This window comes from Corynebacterium sp. HMSC055G02 (assembly GCF_001809065.1).
In the GTDB taxonomy this organism is placed as follows: Bacteria; Actinomycetota; Actinomycetes; order Mycobacteriales; family Mycobacteriaceae; genus Corynebacterium; species Corynebacterium jeikeium_D.
Genome location: NZ_KV795653.1, coordinates 168718 through 183460, shown reverse-complemented (window position 1 = coordinate 183460; position 14743 = coordinate 168718). Strand labels below are relative to the sequence as shown.

Below are 14743 nucleotides of genomic sequence, written 5' to 3'. Positions count from 1 at the left end.
ATGAAATTCATTCACACCTCAGATTGGCAACTGGGAATGACTCGGTGGTTCCTAGAGCTCGATGGCGGTGAAGCCCAAGCTAGGTTCCACGAAAGTCGCCTCAACGCCATCGACCGCATCGGTGAGTTGGCGACTAGCGAAGGCGCTGAGTTCATCGTCGTCGCTGGAGACGTGTTCGATTCCAACACATTGCCGGACAAGGTGTTCTTGCGGGCTCTTGAGCGAATAGCCAAGCTACCCGTGCCGGTGTATCTCCTGCCCGGCAACCATGATGCGCTTGATGCTTCTTCCATTTATCGACGTAGTGCTTTCGAATCTTTGGAAGACCGAGGAGTTTACGTAATTCGCGACAGCCAGCCCATTTCCATCCGTGACGGGGTGGAACTCATCGGTGTGCCAGTACGCGGCAAGTATTCGGCAGACGACATCGTGGCGGAAATAGCCACGGAGCTTGAGCCGGCCGATGGAATCCGAGTGATGGTCGCACATGGCCAAGTAGAAGGCTTTGGTGCTGATGCGGGAGCCACCATTGATTTGACCAGCTTGGAACAGGCTATTGACCGTGGGGCGTTGCACTATGTGGCGCTGGGGGATTCCCACTCCACGAGCCAACTTGACCATGCTGGCAGAGTTTATTTCTCCGGCGCACACGAAACCACAGCGTATGACGACAAAGAACGGGATTCCGGCAATGCGCTAGTCGTCGACATCGCAGAGGACGACTCCGAAAAGGGCTCAGTTACCGTAGCCTCCCACCGAGTGGGGCGGTGGGCTTTTCATGCCATCGACATGGATATCACTGGCGCGGAAGACCTCGATGAGTTCTTTGCTGAACTGGACGGTATAGAGACGAAGACAGACACAGCGGTGAAGTATTCATTGCGAGGAACCGTGACACTGTCAGAGTCGACGACCTTTGAAAACCGACTTGAGCAGTACCAACAGCTTTTCGCTGCACTTTATCGCCGGGAAAGTGGCTCCGATTTGACGGTGGTTCCGTCCGAGGGGGATATCTCTAATCTCAATCTCACCGGTTATCCGCTCATAGCTGCAGAAAAACTAACGGTCTTGAGCAAAGGGCGAACCGAGAGCGGCAGCCCCCTATCAGAATCTGAAACCACCGCAGCAGCCGATGCGCTTCGCTTGCTGGCGCGCCTGGCCGGAGAGAAGGAATAAATCATGCGTTTTCACGACATCGAATTACACAATGTACGTGCGATTGATTCACTCTCAATCACAGGGCTCGCCGAGCGTGGCGTGGTAGTGATTTCCGGTGAAAACGAGTCAGGTAAGACGACAATTGCCAAAGCTATTCACGTTGCGCTGACGACAAAATGGAAGTCCAGGTCAAGCGAAGCGCTTAGTCTGAACAGTCACTCCAGCCAGGAAAAGCCGCAGGTTAAGCTCCGGCTGGAGCTTGACGGCTACGAATTTACGCTGGACAAGGTCTTTGGTAGCACCAAGGACACCGGCACAATCGTCACCGTCCACTCTCCGACAGCCGAGGTTCTTAAAGATGACCAGGCGGAAGAGTGGCTGGCCGCCCGAATGCACAATGCGGACACCAAGAACCTGTGGCAGGTTTTCGTTGCTGAACAGGGACAAGCGCAAAAGACACTCTCCTTGGGCGGGTATGCGCAGGTCACAAGCGCACTGCAGTCGGCATCGGGGCAGCGCGCGGAAACCGCAGAAGAGGTAGGTCTGTTTGAAGCCGTTGAAGCTGAATACGGCAACTATTTCCAAAAAAATGGCAAAGAGCGCAAGCAGCTTACCGACGTAGACAAGGAGCTGGCGGAAGCCCAGCGGGTGCGCGACGAAGCGGCGAAAAAGGTCCGGGAATTCGAAGCGCTCAATGAGGAAGCTGCTCGTAATGAAGAAAGCCAACACACGCAGCGGGCATCGTTGCCAGAAGCCAAAAACGAAGTCGAGCATTGGGCGCAGGCGCTCGAAGAACTCGAAAAGTTCAGGGTTGCCGTGTCCCAGGCACAGGAGGTCTCTGCAGCGGCGAAGCAGCAGCTCGACTTAGCTAAACAGGCTCAGCAAGAGCGCGAAACCTTCATTCAGCAGGCACAAGATGCCAGGGATCAGCATTCCGCCACAGAGAAGAAAGTTGCTGAACTTAAGGAAGCGTTCGATAAGGAGGTCGCAGCTTTAAAGAAGGCACAGGAAGATCGCGATGCGGTTGTGACCGCGTACCGCGAAGTTCGAAAAGCAGAAGAGCTGGCTGCAGCTGAAGTCGCATTGGGGGAGAAGCGCGGCTTGGTTGAAGCCTTGTCGAATCGAGTGGAGAAGCTCGATGCGCTCCGCGCGCAATTGGCAGAGCAAAAGGAGGTAATTGCTCGGAATTCCGTTACCGAGGAGGTAATGGAAAAACTGTTGACCTGCGAACGCGAAGTTGCAACAGCCACCGCTGTGCTGGAGGCGTCGAGCCCGAGTGTGCAGCTCTCGGCTAGTAGTGCGCAGGAGGTCACAGTCGACGGCGAGAAAGTGGGGCTAGCTCCGGAGGCTGAGACAGTTCAACGTGCGGTTACTAAGCCGTTGGCCATCGAAGTTGGCGACGTCACGGTTGCTATCCAGCCCGGAGACGGCTCAGATTCGCAGCAGCGCAAGCTAGAAAAAGCAGAGATATCGCTCAAGGAACAGCTTGAGGCGGCAGGCGCTGATTCTGTCGCGGAAGCACAAAAGGCATACGCACGACGTCGTGAAGCGGAAAAAGCAAAATTCCAGGTGGAGACATCCATAACTGCGGTGTCCGACGGTGTGGAGTATCACCAGTTGACCGCAGAGTTGGATGATGCGAAGGAAGAAGCACGAGTACACGGCGAGCGGTATCGGGAACTTGCGGGCGAGGAAGCGCCGACGGAGATTGACTTGGTATCGGCAAAGTCCCGGCTGGAAGAAGCTGCAGTGGGGCGTAGGGATGCCGAGTCGGAGCGCGACAGTGCTGATATGCGCTTGTCGAAGCTGGAGAAGCGTCCTGCACACGCCAACTATACGAAGGCCAGCAGCGAGCTTGAAGGGGCTTGGTCCGTCCTGAAGGTCCGCGAAGATTCGCTCACGGCGACGCGAGAAAAAGCCTCGGATGCCGAGATCTTTGCTGCGGTGGAAAACCGAGGCAAGGACTATGAGGCGGCAGAAGAGCAACTGGCTGCGGCTCAGAAGGAACTGGCGCAGCGGGATGCCGACGACGTGGAAGCATCGCTCGCGGGCGCTAAGCAGCGACGGGATGCAGTTGAGAATCGCCTGGCTGAGCTGGAAAAGCGTCGGCAAGAGATTCGGGTGCACTTGGACTATTTCGACAGTGCGAATGAGAAGCTGGCAGCTGCTGAGGGAGTAGTGGAGCGAACACAGCGAGATCGGAATTCAATGCGTCGACGTGCAGCTGCCGCCAAGACTCTCATGGAGGTAATGACACAGGCACGCGCGGCATCGCGGAATGCGTTGGCTGACCCCTTGCTCCGCAAGCTCGAAGAGTACGGTGGCGGTGTGTTCGGTGCGGGAACTCAGTTCACGATGAATGAGGACTTGCGGATTGAGTCACGGTCCAATGCCGATGGCAAGTTCGATGTCGATGAGCTATCTGGTGGAGCGCAGGAGCAGCTGGACATTCTGCTGCGCTTGGCCGTTGCCGGTGTCATGGAGGGCGGGCAAGGCGCTCCGGTGATTATTGATGATGCATTAGGTTATTCAGACGAACACCGTTTGCGGCGGATGAATAATGCTCTTGCCAAAGCGGGGCGCGATATGCAGGTATTAGTCCTGACGTGCGATGAAGCCCGGTTTGATCGTGTGACGGGAGCGGAGTTTATGAAAATTCAGGATTTGGTTTCAAGATAGTAGGCTCTGTACATATGCAAGATGTTCCGTGGTTAAGTGATGAAGAGCAGCGGTTATGGCGCTCAATTCTGAACGCTAAACGGGCCGTTGACAGGTCAATCGACCTTCAGCTGCAAGATTCTCTCGATATTTCCACTGCAGATTTTTCGGTTCTGGTTGTTCTCTCCGAGGCTGAAGACAATGTAGTGCGCATGCGCACCCTGTGCGAATCCCTGGAATGGGACCGCAGCCGAATGTCGCATCAAATTACTCGCATGGAGCGACGCGGGCTAGTAACTAAGGAACGCTGCGCCTGCGATAACCGTGGTATTGATGTCACGCTTACTGAACACGGTCGAACCGTGATTGAGAAGGCGGCGCCGAACCATGTGAAGCTTGTGCGCCATGTTTTGTTTGATGTGCTCGGTGAAAATATCGACTATCAGGGGATTTCCGCTGTGCTCGATAAGATTGCAGAGACCGCCAATGCTACGGTTACCGATTCAGTCGATGGAAAAGCAGAGTAGCCAGAAGTTTTTTGTGAGTGTTTTCTCATTTGTCTCCGCTACGAGGCTCTCACCATTAGCCTAGAGCAGTATGAACTCATTTGAATGGCTGAGTGATGATGAACAGCTCTTTTGGCAGTCGATGGTAGCTGCTTTTCGCGAGGTAGAGCGCAATATCGAGCGAAGCCTACGCACTCGAACCGGGCTGACGTTCGCGGACTTTACCCTGCTCATCGCTCTGCATGAGGTAGAGGATGGGATTCTGCACGTTGACAAGATTTGTGATCGACTGAAGTGGAACCATCCCCGCGCGCTGCTGCATACCAACAGGTTGGAAAAGCGCGGATTTATTCACACCGAAGACCACGGCGAAGACCCGGACTCGGATTATGTCGTCGTCTTAACAGGCGTTGGTCGGCACGTGTTTGCCGAGGCGGCGCCGGATTATGTAGACACTGTTCGCCAGGGAGTTATTTCACCACTTGCTGATGAAGACCGCGAAGTGATGCTGAGGTGCTTCCAGTCGGTTCTCGAAAGGAAATAAGCCTCCTACGCCCTGCTAGTAAAACCACCACTAGCAGGGCGCTTTTTTCTCTCCGCTTCAATCTGTAAGGTAAGGCGTGCCTAATGCAAAGGGATGAGTATTCACTTCTCTTTGTGCGCCCTAAACACCAAAAAACTACGCAGAGATAAATAAGGCAGAAACAAGAACGCATGAGAGTCAATATTTTCGCCAAGGCTAAAACCGCGCCAAAGACCAAAACTCTGGCCGCAATCGGGTGTGCAGCGCTGAGCTTCGTCGCTACAGCATGCGGTGCGGACGCAGAGTCGAACACGGCTGCCGACAACAAGGGAGAACTCACTGTCACTGATGTCGCAGGTCGCACTGTGACCTTCGACAAGCAGCCAGAACGAGTCGTGCTCGGTGAAGGTCGCGCCATGTTTGTCACCGCGATGCTTGACCAAGAAAACCCGGGTGACCATGTTGTCGCCATGGGCAGCGATCTGCATTCGGGCGCACCATCGTTTGAAGCCAAGCTTTTCGAGACGAATCCAGAGCTGAAGGACATGCCGACCATCGGCAATATTGCCAAGGGCGATGTCACAGTTGAAAACCTCATCTCCCACGACCCAGATGTGGTCGTCATGACCCTTGACCACAAGAAGGCCGCGGAGGAGTCCGGCTTCCTCACCAAGCTCGATCAGGCAGGTCTGAAGTACGTATTCACCGACTTCCGTCAGAAGCCCCTGGAAAACACCGCCAAGTCCGTCGAGCTCCTCGGCCAGATCGTCGACGAGCAGGACAATGCCAAGAAGTTCACCGACTTCTACACTAAGCGCGTCAACGAGATCACCGAACGCGCCGCCAAGCTCGAAGACAAGCCAAAGACCCTGGTCTGGCGAGCAGCCGGCCTCAAGGATTGCTGCTCGACCGTCAACAAGTCCAACCTCGGTGACCTCGTCACAGCAGCCGGCGGTGAGAACCTCGGAGACAGCCTCATCGACACCGAATCGGGCAACGTGACCGCAGAGAAGGTCCTGTCCGTCCAGCCGGAGAAGATTATCGCCACAGGCGGTTCCTGGGCACTCGACCCGAAGAAGCCGGAAGTCCTGCCACACGTCGAACTCGGTTACACCGCCACTCCAGAGACCGCACAGCGCACTCTGGAAGGCCTGCTGAAGACTCCGGGTTTTGACACCCTGACCGCGCCGAAGAAGGGGGACCTGTACGCCGCCTTCCACCAGTTCTACGACTCGCCGTACAACGTCTTCGCCCTCGAGCAATTCGCCAAGTGGATTCACCCCGAAGAGTTCGCTGACCTCGACCCAGTCGCTGACTTCGCCAAGTTCCACAAGGACTACCTACCCTTCGAACTCAGCGGCACCTTCTTCGCCGCGCTGGAGCCGACCAAGTAACCCATCTTCCACCATCGAAGAAGGAATCCGATGACTTACACCAATCTGCACGCTCCCGCGTCAGGGCTTGACGACGAACCCCGCGAGCCCACCTCCACCAACGACAGTGGCGGTCAAGAGTCGCAGCCCGCCACCGAACAGCACGAGTGTCCGTCGTCAAGCACGACCTACGACTCTGCGCGACAGTACCGACGACGCTCCGCCCGGAAGATTGCCGTTATTGCGGTGCTGGTGGGGCTGGCCGTGTGCGCGTTTGTAGTAGCGACGATCGTGGGGCCGATGTCACTGAGTGTGGGGGATGTCGTGCGGGGTATCGTGAGCCCGAATGACGTTGATGAAACCACTCGTACGGTGCTGTGGAAGCTGCGCCTTCCTGCATCAGTGATGGCAGTGCTGATTGGTGCAGCGCTGTCGCTTGCCGGTGCACAGATGCAGACAATCCTCGACAACCCACTGGCGGAGCCGTTTACCCTCGGTATTTCGGCTGCAGCGGCGTTCGGTGGGGCGGCATCGATTGTGCTGGGCTGGGTGATTATTCCGCATGCGCAGTTCAACCTGGCGGCCGTGGCCTGGGTATCATCCGTCATCGCGGTGGCGATTGTGGCGGCGGCGTCGGTATGGCGCGGCTCGGGTAAGGAATCGATGATTCTGCTGGGTATTGGTCTGGTGTTTCTATTCCAAGCGCTGTTGGCGCTGTTGCAATACCGCGCGACTACCGAGGCGCTCCAGCAGATTGTGTTCTGGACGATGGGCTCGCTACAGCGCGCGAACTGGGTGGCCAACGGCATTATTGCGGCGGCGCTGCTGATCGCCATTCCGTTCACCATTCGCTATGCGTGGGCGCTGACGGTGTTGCGGCTTGGCGATGCCCGCGCAAAAGCCGTGGGCATCAATGTGGATAGGCTGCGCATTGCGACGCTGATTGTAGCCTCGCTGCTGGCGGCAACCGCAGTGGCCTTTGCCGGCATCATCGGCTTCATCGGACTGGTCGGTCCACACATTGCGCGCATGCTGGTCGGTGAAGAACAGCGCTTCTTTGCCCCGGCATCGATGGCGGCAGGCGCGGCGCTGCTTGCGGCAGCTCATGCGGTATCCATCACGGTGGTGCCGGGTGTGGCAGTGCCGATTGGCATCATTACCGCAATCGTCGGTGTCCCATTCTTTGTCGGTTTGGTTTTCCTGCGTAAGAGGACGGTGTGGAACTAATGGGCGTGTTTCTCGATGTCAATGACGTAGCTGCAGGCTATGGCAAGCGGAAGGTGCTGCGCGGGGCGTCAATGCGCAGGCTGAAGCCGGGTACGGTGACGGGTTTGCTCGGGCCAAACGCTGCGGGTAAGTCCACACTGATGACCACCCTGGCGGGGATTCGAAAGCCAATGGCCGGGGAGATTGCACTGACCCGTGACAATGAGCGGGTCGTCGGCTCCGAACTGCGCGATGTCGTCGGCTACGTGCCCCAGGATTTGCCAGCAAGTGCCTCGCTGACCGCATTCGAATCGGTACTGGTCTCTGGCCGGCGCGCCGGGCGTCTGCGCGTGCGCGGCTCCGAGATTGAGCACACTGCGGCGGTTCTCCGGAAGGTTGGTATTGAGCACCTTGCCGACCGCTTCGTCGGCGAGCTCTCCGGCGGTCAGCGTCAGCTCGTCGCCGTCGCGCAGATGTTTGTCCGCGATCCCGAGGTCATGCTTCTCGACGAACCCACCTCCGCCCTCGACCTGCGCCACCAGGTGGAACTCCTACAGCTCGTCCGCGCGGAAGTCGCCTCACGGAGCTCCTTGGCGCTCGTGGCAATCCACGATCTCAATCTCGCAGCCCGCTACTGCGATGAGCTTGTCATGCTTCACGACGGCCACGTGGTTGCCCAGGGGAGTCCTGCTGACGTTCTCACACCGGATCTTTTGGCCCGCGTCTATGGAATTCGAGCCCGCGTGCTTAATGATGGAGGCGTTCCTGTGGTGTGTCCTATTGAGGAAGACCAGGTTTCTGAGGCCGCATAGTGCGGATTTGGCTGGGGTGCGGGGCATTTCGCTAATCGCCCCAGCCAAGTGGTAACATATCTTCTCGTTGCACTTGTTGTACTTGTTGTACTTGTGCCACACGCCCCCGTAGCTCAGTGGATAGAGCGCCGGTTTCCGGTACCGAAGGTCGGAGGTTCGACTCCTCTCGGGGGCACGTCTTATCCCTTAAGCGGTTAGGTTCGATTAGATTCGCCTGGTTGCTTGAGGGATTTTTGTTTCGGGTGTACCTGGCGGAAGCGGCCCAATCCGAGTTACTGACTGCGTTTATGACAAAAATGACCCAAAAAAATGGCCTGAAAGTGTCATAAACTCACACAGTTTCACATGTGCAGCCCGTCGGGGGATCCCGGTTAATTGACCGGGCGACGAACCGTACCGTCCGGATAGCGGGCAAAGCGCCCCTCTTCAAAGGGTGCAACCGGATCGTTGGAATCAAACCGCCATGCGCCGAACTCGCCACGCTGGTAGGCATCGAATGCCTCAACGAGCTCTTCGCGGCTATTCGCGACAAACGGGCCATGCTGATACACGGGAGCGCCAATTGGTCGGCCTTGGAGCATGAGCGCGAAGGCCCCCTCGTCACCTGCAGAAATGTCCAGTGCCTCGGTTGAGCGCAGCACTGCGCCCTCTTGCACCAGCGTTTCGCCCTCGATAGTGAGGCTGCCGCGTAGAGAGTAGAGAGTCCGAATTGTCTCGGCATGTTTGGTTGGTGGCAACGTTAGCTGTGCGTTCGGCTGCAAACGCAGCACCCACACGGCTACATCGGAATCTGGTGCAGCGGCCCAGGATTCCGGTGGTGGAGCAAGCGGCTGAGTATCGCCGAATGCGCCCGCGATGACCTTTATGTCGTAGCCGTGGCCATTGTCATCAGTGCCGGTGACATGCGGAGTGTCTTCTGCCCAGAACATCTGGAAGTGCGGCTTTGCCTCCTTGCCTTCGGGCGGCAGGTTCAGCCAAATCTGAAACATGTGGTGAGGATTGGGGCCGTCGTTATGCAGAAGCGGGAACATTTCAGCATGCGCAGTGCCTGCGCCGGTGGTCAGCCACTGAGTGTCGCCGTCGCCGTAACGAGCCTGTGCACCTTCGGAGTCGGTGTGGTCGACGTAACCTTCCTCGACAATCGAGATAGTTTCAAAGCCGCGGTGTGGGTGGGAGGGGAAGCCGGGGACGGTTGTGCCGTGGTACATGGACCAGCCGTCCTTGCCGGAAAAGTCCATGCCGATATTACGGCCGAGCAGCGAGGCATCTGGTGTCATGGTTGTGCCCTTGGCCTGCGGGTATAGGTCGTAATGGTGGACCGCGAACAGGAAGGGATCCATGCCGGGGAGCTGTGGGTTGTCGGCTACTGAGAACTTTTGAATGATTGCGCTCATGGAAGGCTCCTTTAGCTAGCTAAATTCATCATCCACAACAAAATGTTGGCGTGTCAATCAAAATGCTAGCCAAGAACCGACCCGACTGTCTCTACTCAGCAATAATCACAATCAGCGTGCGAGGACCATGGACACCTTCGACTCGGGTGAGCTCGATGTCCGAGGTTGCAGAAGGCCCCGAAATCATAGTGATCGGAGCGGTGGGATCACTCTCGCGTAGACGGGAAAATGCCTCCGGAATGCCGTAGACGACCGTGGAAGCGGGCACAACGCAGATGTGAATATCCGGCACCAAGGTCAGCGCGCGGCGGCCAGAAGTGGCCGAACCGTCCAGGAAAATGGTGCCGGTCTCGGCGCAGGTGACAGCAGAGCTGGTGACAATCGCATCGAGCTCGTCCAGCTCTTCGGCGGTGAAACCGGTATCGACGCGAATCTCGGTGGTGGCCTTACCTCCACCAGACTCCAACCCCGCAACCCACTCGCGGTCTAGACCTTCGGGAATACCAATCAACGAGGCCCCGACATCAGCAATTGCCTTCTTCACAGCCTCATTGATGTCGGTTGCCGAGCTGCCACAGCGGCGCACGTCGGCTTTGTAATCGGCGATGCGTTCGTCGGCAAGCGAAATGATCTCTTTGGCCGTCAGGTCGGAGGAGCGCTCGTAGTCGCGGGGGATGTCGAAATGCGCGCCGGGCTCGCCAGGGATGATGCCCACGTCAGAGGCCAAGTCACGGCCTTCGAAGGCGATTTTCTGAGCATTGCGGATACGCTCGAGGATTTCGCTCTTGGCAATGTTTGCGGATGCTGAGGAGTGGGACATCGCTAGGCCTCCTTGTTGGTCGCGTCAGGCTTGCCGGATGTGTCGGACGAGTCAGATTGATCAGAACCCGATAGCCCATTAATCTTCGTCGGAACCTGATTGGCCGATTCGCGGGTCAGCTGCGCCGAGAAATCCTTCGAACCCCACAGTGAGCGGAACGGCTTCTTCGGCGGAACCGGGGTATCACGCGCATCCGACCACCCGCTGAGGAAGAGCGGCAGGGCGTGAATCTCGCCGTCCTTCAAACCGAGTACGCGGGCGAGGGAGGCCATCTTTGCGCTCATATTCCAGAGCTTCTGATTGCCCATGATGAACCCGAGCGTGGCAAACAGCTTGCCCTCCACCGGCGGGCGGTGTTCCGTGACCTTACGGTGGCGCAGCTCCAGCAGTGCCGCAGGGATGTCAATTCGCACCGGGCAGACCTCAAAGCAAGCCCCGCACAGCGAAGACGCATAGGGCAGCGAAGCATTCGGATCATCGTAGGAATCCATGCCAGTGAGCTGCGGGGACAAAATCGCACCAATCGGGCCCGGGTAGACCGAACCGTAAGCGTGCCCGCCCACGTGCTCATAAACAGGGCAGATATTCAGGCATGCCGAGCAGCGAATGCACTTCAGCGCTTCACGCCCAATCGGATCTGCAAGAGTGGCCGAGCGCCCATTGTCCAGCAACACAATGTGGAAATTCTTCGGGCCGTCGCCGTCGGTCGTTCCCGTCCACAGAGAGGTGTAGGGATTCATACGCTCGCCTGTCGACGACCGTGGCAGTAGCTGCAAGAAGACTTCCAGATCCTGGAAGGTGGGAAGCAGCTTCTCAATACCCATCACCGAAATCAGTGTTTCCGGCAGCGTGAGACACATACGGCCGTTGCCCTCTGACTCGACGACGGCCACAGTACCGGTTTCGGCCACACCGAAGTTGGCGCCGGAAATCGCAACCTTGGCCTCCATAAACTGCTCGCGCAGGAACTTGCGGGATGCCTCGGCGAGATCGGCCGGATTGGCTTTCAGGTCCGGGTCGACTCCGGGGATTCCATTGAGGAAGATCTCGCGGATATCTTCGCGATTGCGGTGGATAGCAGGAACCAGGATGTGGCTCGGCATGTCGTCGGCAAGCTGAACGATGAGTTCCGCCAGGTCGGTTTCGCGGGCGGTGATGCCGGCGTCGGCAAGCGCTTCGTTCAAGCCGATTTCCTGTGTGGCCATCGACTTAATCTTGACGACCTTTTCTTCGCCGGTCTCTTTCACCAAGTCCGTGATGATGCGGTTTGCCTCGGCGGCATCGCGCGCCCAGTGGACGTGACCGCCGGCGTTCGTAACTGACTCTTCAAACTGCTCCAGCAGTTCCGGCAGACGCGCCATAACATCGCGCTTGATGTGGCTGCCCGCGAGCCGCAGCTGCTCCCAGTCATTCTTCTCGGCTACGACATGCGCGCGCTTCTGACGAATCGAACGCGTGGCATGACCGACATTTTCGCGCATGCGAGTGTTCTTGAGCTCCTCGTGCGCTGCGGCCGTGAACCCGCGCGTACCGCGCAGATGCCCGACGTTGTGCGGCGCGCGGGGAGGAAGGGCTGGCATGCCGACGTTAACTGCGACCATTACTGTTCACCTCGCAGGGAAGCTTCTTGGCGGTTGTGCACATCAAACGGGGTCTCCTTGGTGGAGGCCAGAATCTCGGCCATATGGATGGCGTGCACGCCAGAGTCCTGGCGACGCAGCGCGCCACCGATATTGAGCAAGCAGGAAGCATCGCCAGCGGTGACGAACTCCGCTTCCGTAGCGCGGATATTGGCTGTCTTGTCGGCAACCATTGCAGCGGAAGTCTCCGCATTTTTCACCGCGAAGGTGCCGCCGAAACCGCAGCACTCCGCCGCGCCGGGCAGCTCGCGCAGATCGATTCCATCGACTGCACTGAGCAGCCGCCACGGACGGTCGCCCACCTTGAGTACCCGCAAGCTGTGGCAGGTGGAGTGGTAGGTCACTGAGTGGGGGAAGTAAGCACCGACGTCAGTCACACCAGCGACATCGGTGATGAACTCGGAGAGATCCAGCGTCTTGTTCGCGCAGGCCTGTGCCGCGTGGACTTGGGCACGGGTACCGTAGCGGCCCGCAATCATCGGATGCTGGTGGCGAACGGCGCCGGCGCAGGAACCGGACGGGGCGACAACGTAATCAATCGAGGAATCTGCAAAAGCATCAGCGTAGGTGTCCAGCTGAGGAAGGACTTCCTTCTGGTACCCGGTGTTGACGTGCATTTGGCCGCAGCAGGTTTGTTGTGGTGGAAAGACCACATCGCATCCTAGGCGCGTGAGAACTCTGGCGGTCGCACTCACTGCATCTGGAAACATCATGTCCCCGATGCAGGTCGCGAAAAGTGCTACTTTCACGGTCGCTCCAAAAAGGGTTGAGGGGTAAGGCAATAATTTCCTACCTGAATGCTACGCCTAGCCCCGGATTAAATCTGTTCTCAACCTGAATTCGGCTGGATCGTGAAAGGGGCGCAGGACAGCCGGAGGCGGTGGCCTGCAGATACCCCTCAAATCAATCTTTTGGTGGCTGATGTTTCCACGACTGCGATTGACCTAATAGGATAGGCAATCGTGAATCCTGCTGATCTTGCTGTACTAGTCCGAAAAGTCACCGTCGAGGTTTTGACTGCCCACGATGCCGATGTCTCTATCGTGCCGGAAAACCCGACCGTCGAGCGTCCGCGTAACCCTGAGCACGGCGACTACGCAACCAATATCGCCATGCAGCTGGGCAAGCGCGTCGGCATGGTGCCGCGTGACTTGGCAACTGAAATTGCCACAGCGCTCGGCGCTTCTGAGGGCATCGATGAAGCAACCATCGCAGGCCCGGGCTTTATTAACATCCGCCTGGCCTCCGATGCCCAGGGCAAGATCGTCGAGGACGTCCTGGCAGCGGGGGAGAAGTGGGGCCATGCCGACTTCAACTCCAACCTCGACGTGAACCTGGAGTTTGTCTCCGCAAATCCGACCGGGCCGATTCACCTGGGTGGTACTCGCTGGGCAGCAGTCGGTGACGCTCTCGGTCGTGTCCTGTCTGCCACCGGTGCCAAGGTCACCCGCGAGTACTACTTCAATGACCACGGTCGCCAGATTGACCGCTTCTCCGACTCCTTGGTTGCAGCCGCTCGCAACGAGCCGACTCCGGAAGATGGCTACGGCGGAGAGTACATCCAGGACATCGCCGCTGCTGTGCTGGAGAAGAACCCGCAGGCACTCGAGGGCTCTGAGGAAGAGGTCCAGGAGCACTTCCGCGCCATCGGCGTGGACATGATGTTCGAGCACATCAAGAAGTCTCTGCACGAGTTCGGCACCGATTTCGACGTTTACTTCCACGAAAACTCGCTGTTCGAGTCCGGTCAGGTGGAAGCAGCTGTCAATTCCCTGAAGGAAAACGGCAAGCTCTACGAAGCTGACGGCGCATGGTGGCTGAAGTCCACCGATTACGGTGACGACAAGGACCGCGTGGTCATCAAGTCCGACGGCGACGCAGCCTACATCGCAGGTGACATCGCATACGTTAAGAACAAGTTCGACCGCGGCCACAACCTGTGCATCTATATGCTGGGTGCCGATCACCACGGCTACATCGCGCGTCTGCGCGCGGCCGCTGCAGCGCTCGGCTACAACGCCGATGGCGTCGAGGTGCTCATCGGTCAGATGGTCAACTTGCTTCGCGACGGCAAGGCTGTCCGGATGTCGAAGCGTGCGGGCACAGTGGTCACCTTGGACGACCTGGTTGAGGCAATCGGCGTCGATGCTGCTCGCTACTCCCTAATCCGTTCCTCTGTCGACTCCAGCCTGGATATCGACCTGGGGCTGTGGGCTTCGCAGTCCAGCGACAACCCGGTCTACTACGTCCAGTACGGCCACGCTCGTCTGTGCTCAATCGGCCGCCGTGCCGAAGAGGCCGGTGTGACCAGCGAAGGCGCTGACTTCTCCCTGCTGGTAGAGGACCGTGAAGGTGAGCTCATCCGCACTATCGGTGAGTTCCCGGCCATCATCAAGTCTGCTGCTGACCTGCGGGAACCACACCGCATTGCCCGTTACTCTGAGCAGCTCGCCGGTGTCTTCCACCGCTTCTACGACACCTGCCAGATTCTGCCAAAGGCAGACGAAGAGGTATCCGAGCTACACCGTGCTCGTCTCGGCCTGGCTGAGGCTACCCGCCAGACGCTGGCCAATGCTCTGCAGCTGCTCGGTGTTACCGCACCTGAGCGCATGTAGTCGAACGCGCCCGTAAAACTACACCCCGTTGCTCCGCC

Annotated in this window: 12 protein-coding genes and 1 tRNA gene; 9 read left to right on the top strand and 4 right to left on the bottom strand. The window is 58.1% G+C overall.

Features of this window, described 5'->3' with window-relative positions; genetic code table 11:
- The 8 genes from HMPREF2547_RS05925 (at nt 1) to HMPREF2547_RS05890 (ending at nt 8411) form a co-directional block, all read left to right on the top strand.
- Complete coding sequence (locus HMPREF2547_RS05925) at nt 1-1176, top strand: metallophosphoesterase family protein (protein ID WP_069358834.1); 1176 nt, start codon at nt 1-3, stop codon at nt 1174-1176.
- Nucleotides 1177-1179: 3 nt separating this feature from the next.
- Entirely contained in the window at nt 1180-3837 is a 2658-nt protein-coding gene (locus HMPREF2547_RS05920; RefSeq protein WP_070605105.1) for an ATP-binding protein, read from the top strand.
- Nucleotides 3838-3851: 14 nt separating this feature from the next.
- A complete protein-coding gene (locus tag HMPREF2547_RS05915) occupies nt 3852-4343 on the top strand; it encodes a MarR family winged helix-turn-helix transcriptional regulator (protein WP_070437900.1) in 492 nt (163 codons plus the stop codon).
- A 70-nt stretch (nt 4344-4413) separates the two neighbouring features.
- Nucleotides 4414-4866 carry a MarR family winged helix-turn-helix transcriptional regulator gene (locus HMPREF2547_RS05910; RefSeq protein ID WP_070605103.1) on the top strand — a complete coding sequence of 151 codons (453 nt, stop codon included), beginning with the start codon at nt 4414-4416 and terminating at the stop codon, nt 4864-4866.
- 170 nt (nt 4867-5036) lie between these two features.
- A complete protein-coding gene (locus HMPREF2547_RS05905; RefSeq protein WP_070605100.1) occupies nt 5037-6239 on the top strand; it encodes an ABC transporter substrate-binding protein in 1203 nt (400 codons plus the stop codon).
- A 30-nt stretch (nt 6240-6269) separates the two neighbouring features.
- A complete protein-coding gene (locus HMPREF2547_RS05900; protein ID WP_049194113.1) occupies nt 6270-7445 on the top strand; it encodes a FecCD family ABC transporter permease in 1176 nt (391 codons plus the stop codon).
- Nucleotides 7445-8236 carry an ABC transporter ATP-binding protein gene (locus HMPREF2547_RS05895; protein WP_070605098.1) on the top strand — a complete coding sequence of 264 codons (792 nt, stop codon included), beginning with the start codon at nt 7445-7447 and terminating at the stop codon, nt 8234-8236. The genes HMPREF2547_RS05900 and HMPREF2547_RS05895 overlap by 1 nt, the downstream gene beginning before the upstream one ends.
- Nucleotides 8237-8338: 102 nt before the next feature.
- Nucleotides 8339-8411 (top strand) — tRNA-Arg (locus HMPREF2547_RS05890).
- 196 nt (nt 8412-8607) lie between these two features.
- Here HMPREF2547_RS05890 and HMPREF2547_RS05885 read toward each other — a convergent pair.
- From HMPREF2547_RS05885 to HMPREF2547_RS05870, 4 genes are all read right to left on the bottom strand, one after another.
- Nucleotides 8608-9630 (bottom strand): pirin family protein, encoded by a 1023-nt coding sequence (locus HMPREF2547_RS05885; protein WP_070605095.1) that lies wholly within the window; start codon nt 9628-9630, stop codon nt 8608-8610.
- A 91-nt stretch (nt 9631-9721) separates the two neighbouring features.
- Nucleotides 9722-10450 (bottom strand): LutC/YkgG family protein, encoded by a 729-nt coding sequence (locus HMPREF2547_RS05880; protein ID WP_083296863.1) that lies wholly within the window; start codon nt 10448-10450, stop codon nt 9722-9724.
- A 2-nt stretch (nt 10451-10452) separates the two neighbouring features.
- Nucleotides 10453-12051, bottom strand: a complete 1599-nt coding sequence (locus HMPREF2547_RS05875) for a LutB/LldF family L-lactate oxidation iron-sulfur protein (protein ID WP_070605092.1) — start codon at nt 12049-12051, stop codon at nt 10453-10455.
- Nucleotides 12051-12839: a (Fe-S)-binding protein gene (locus HMPREF2547_RS05870; RefSeq protein ID WP_070595721.1), complete on the bottom strand. Its 789-nt coding sequence runs from the start codon at nt 12837-12839 to the stop codon at nt 12051-12053. Before HMPREF2547_RS05870 ends, HMPREF2547_RS05875 begins: the two co-directional genes overlap by 1 nt.
- A gap of 213 nt (nt 12840-13052) precedes the next feature.
- Between HMPREF2547_RS05870 and argS the strand changes: the two genes are divergently transcribed.
- Complete coding sequence (argS, locus tag HMPREF2547_RS05865) at nt 13053-14705, top strand: arginine--tRNA ligase (RefSeq protein ID WP_049172039.1); 1653 nt, start codon at nt 13053-13055, stop codon at nt 14703-14705.
- Nucleotides 14706-14743: the final 38 nt, after the last annotated feature.

What these genes read in the sequence shown, in the direction of transcription:
- HMPREF2547_RS05925 (WP_069358834.1), top strand. Translation starts at nt 1, where the DNA reads ATGAAATTCATTCACACCTCAGATTGGCAACTGGGAATGACTCGGTGG.
- HMPREF2547_RS05920 (WP_070605105.1), top strand. Translation starts at nt 1,180, where the DNA reads ATGCGTTTTCACGACATCGAATTACACAATGTACGTGCGATTGATTCA.
- HMPREF2547_RS05915 (WP_070437900.1), top strand. Translation starts at nt 3,852, where the DNA reads ATGCAAGATGTTCCGTGGTTAAGTGATGAAGAGCAGCGGTTATGGCGC.
- HMPREF2547_RS05910 (WP_070605103.1), top strand. Translation starts at nt 4,414, where the DNA reads ATGAACTCATTTGAATGGCTGAGTGATGATGAACAGCTCTTTTGGCAG.
- HMPREF2547_RS05905 (WP_070605100.1), top strand. Translation starts at nt 5,037, where the DNA reads ATGAGAGTCAATATTTTCGCCAAGGCTAAAACCGCGCCAAAGACCAAA.
- HMPREF2547_RS05900 (WP_049194113.1), top strand. Translation starts at nt 6,270, where the DNA reads ATGACTTACACCAATCTGCACGCTCCCGCGTCAGGGCTTGACGACGAA.
- HMPREF2547_RS05895 (WP_070605098.1), top strand. Translation starts at nt 7,445, where the DNA reads ATGGGCGTGTTTCTCGATGTCAATGACGTAGCTGCAGGCTATGGCAAG.
- HMPREF2547_RS05885 (WP_070605095.1), bottom strand. Translation starts at nt 9,630, where the DNA reads ATGAGCGCAATCATTCAAAAGTTCTCAGTAGCCGACAACCCACAGCTC.
- HMPREF2547_RS05880 (WP_083296863.1), bottom strand. Translation starts at nt 10,450, where the DNA reads ATGTCCCACTCCTCAGCATCCGCAAACATTGCCAAGAGCGAAATCCTC.
- HMPREF2547_RS05875 (WP_070605092.1), bottom strand. Translation starts at nt 12,051, where the DNA reads ATGGTCGCAGTTAACGTCGGCATGCCAGCCCTTCCTCCCCGCGCGCCG.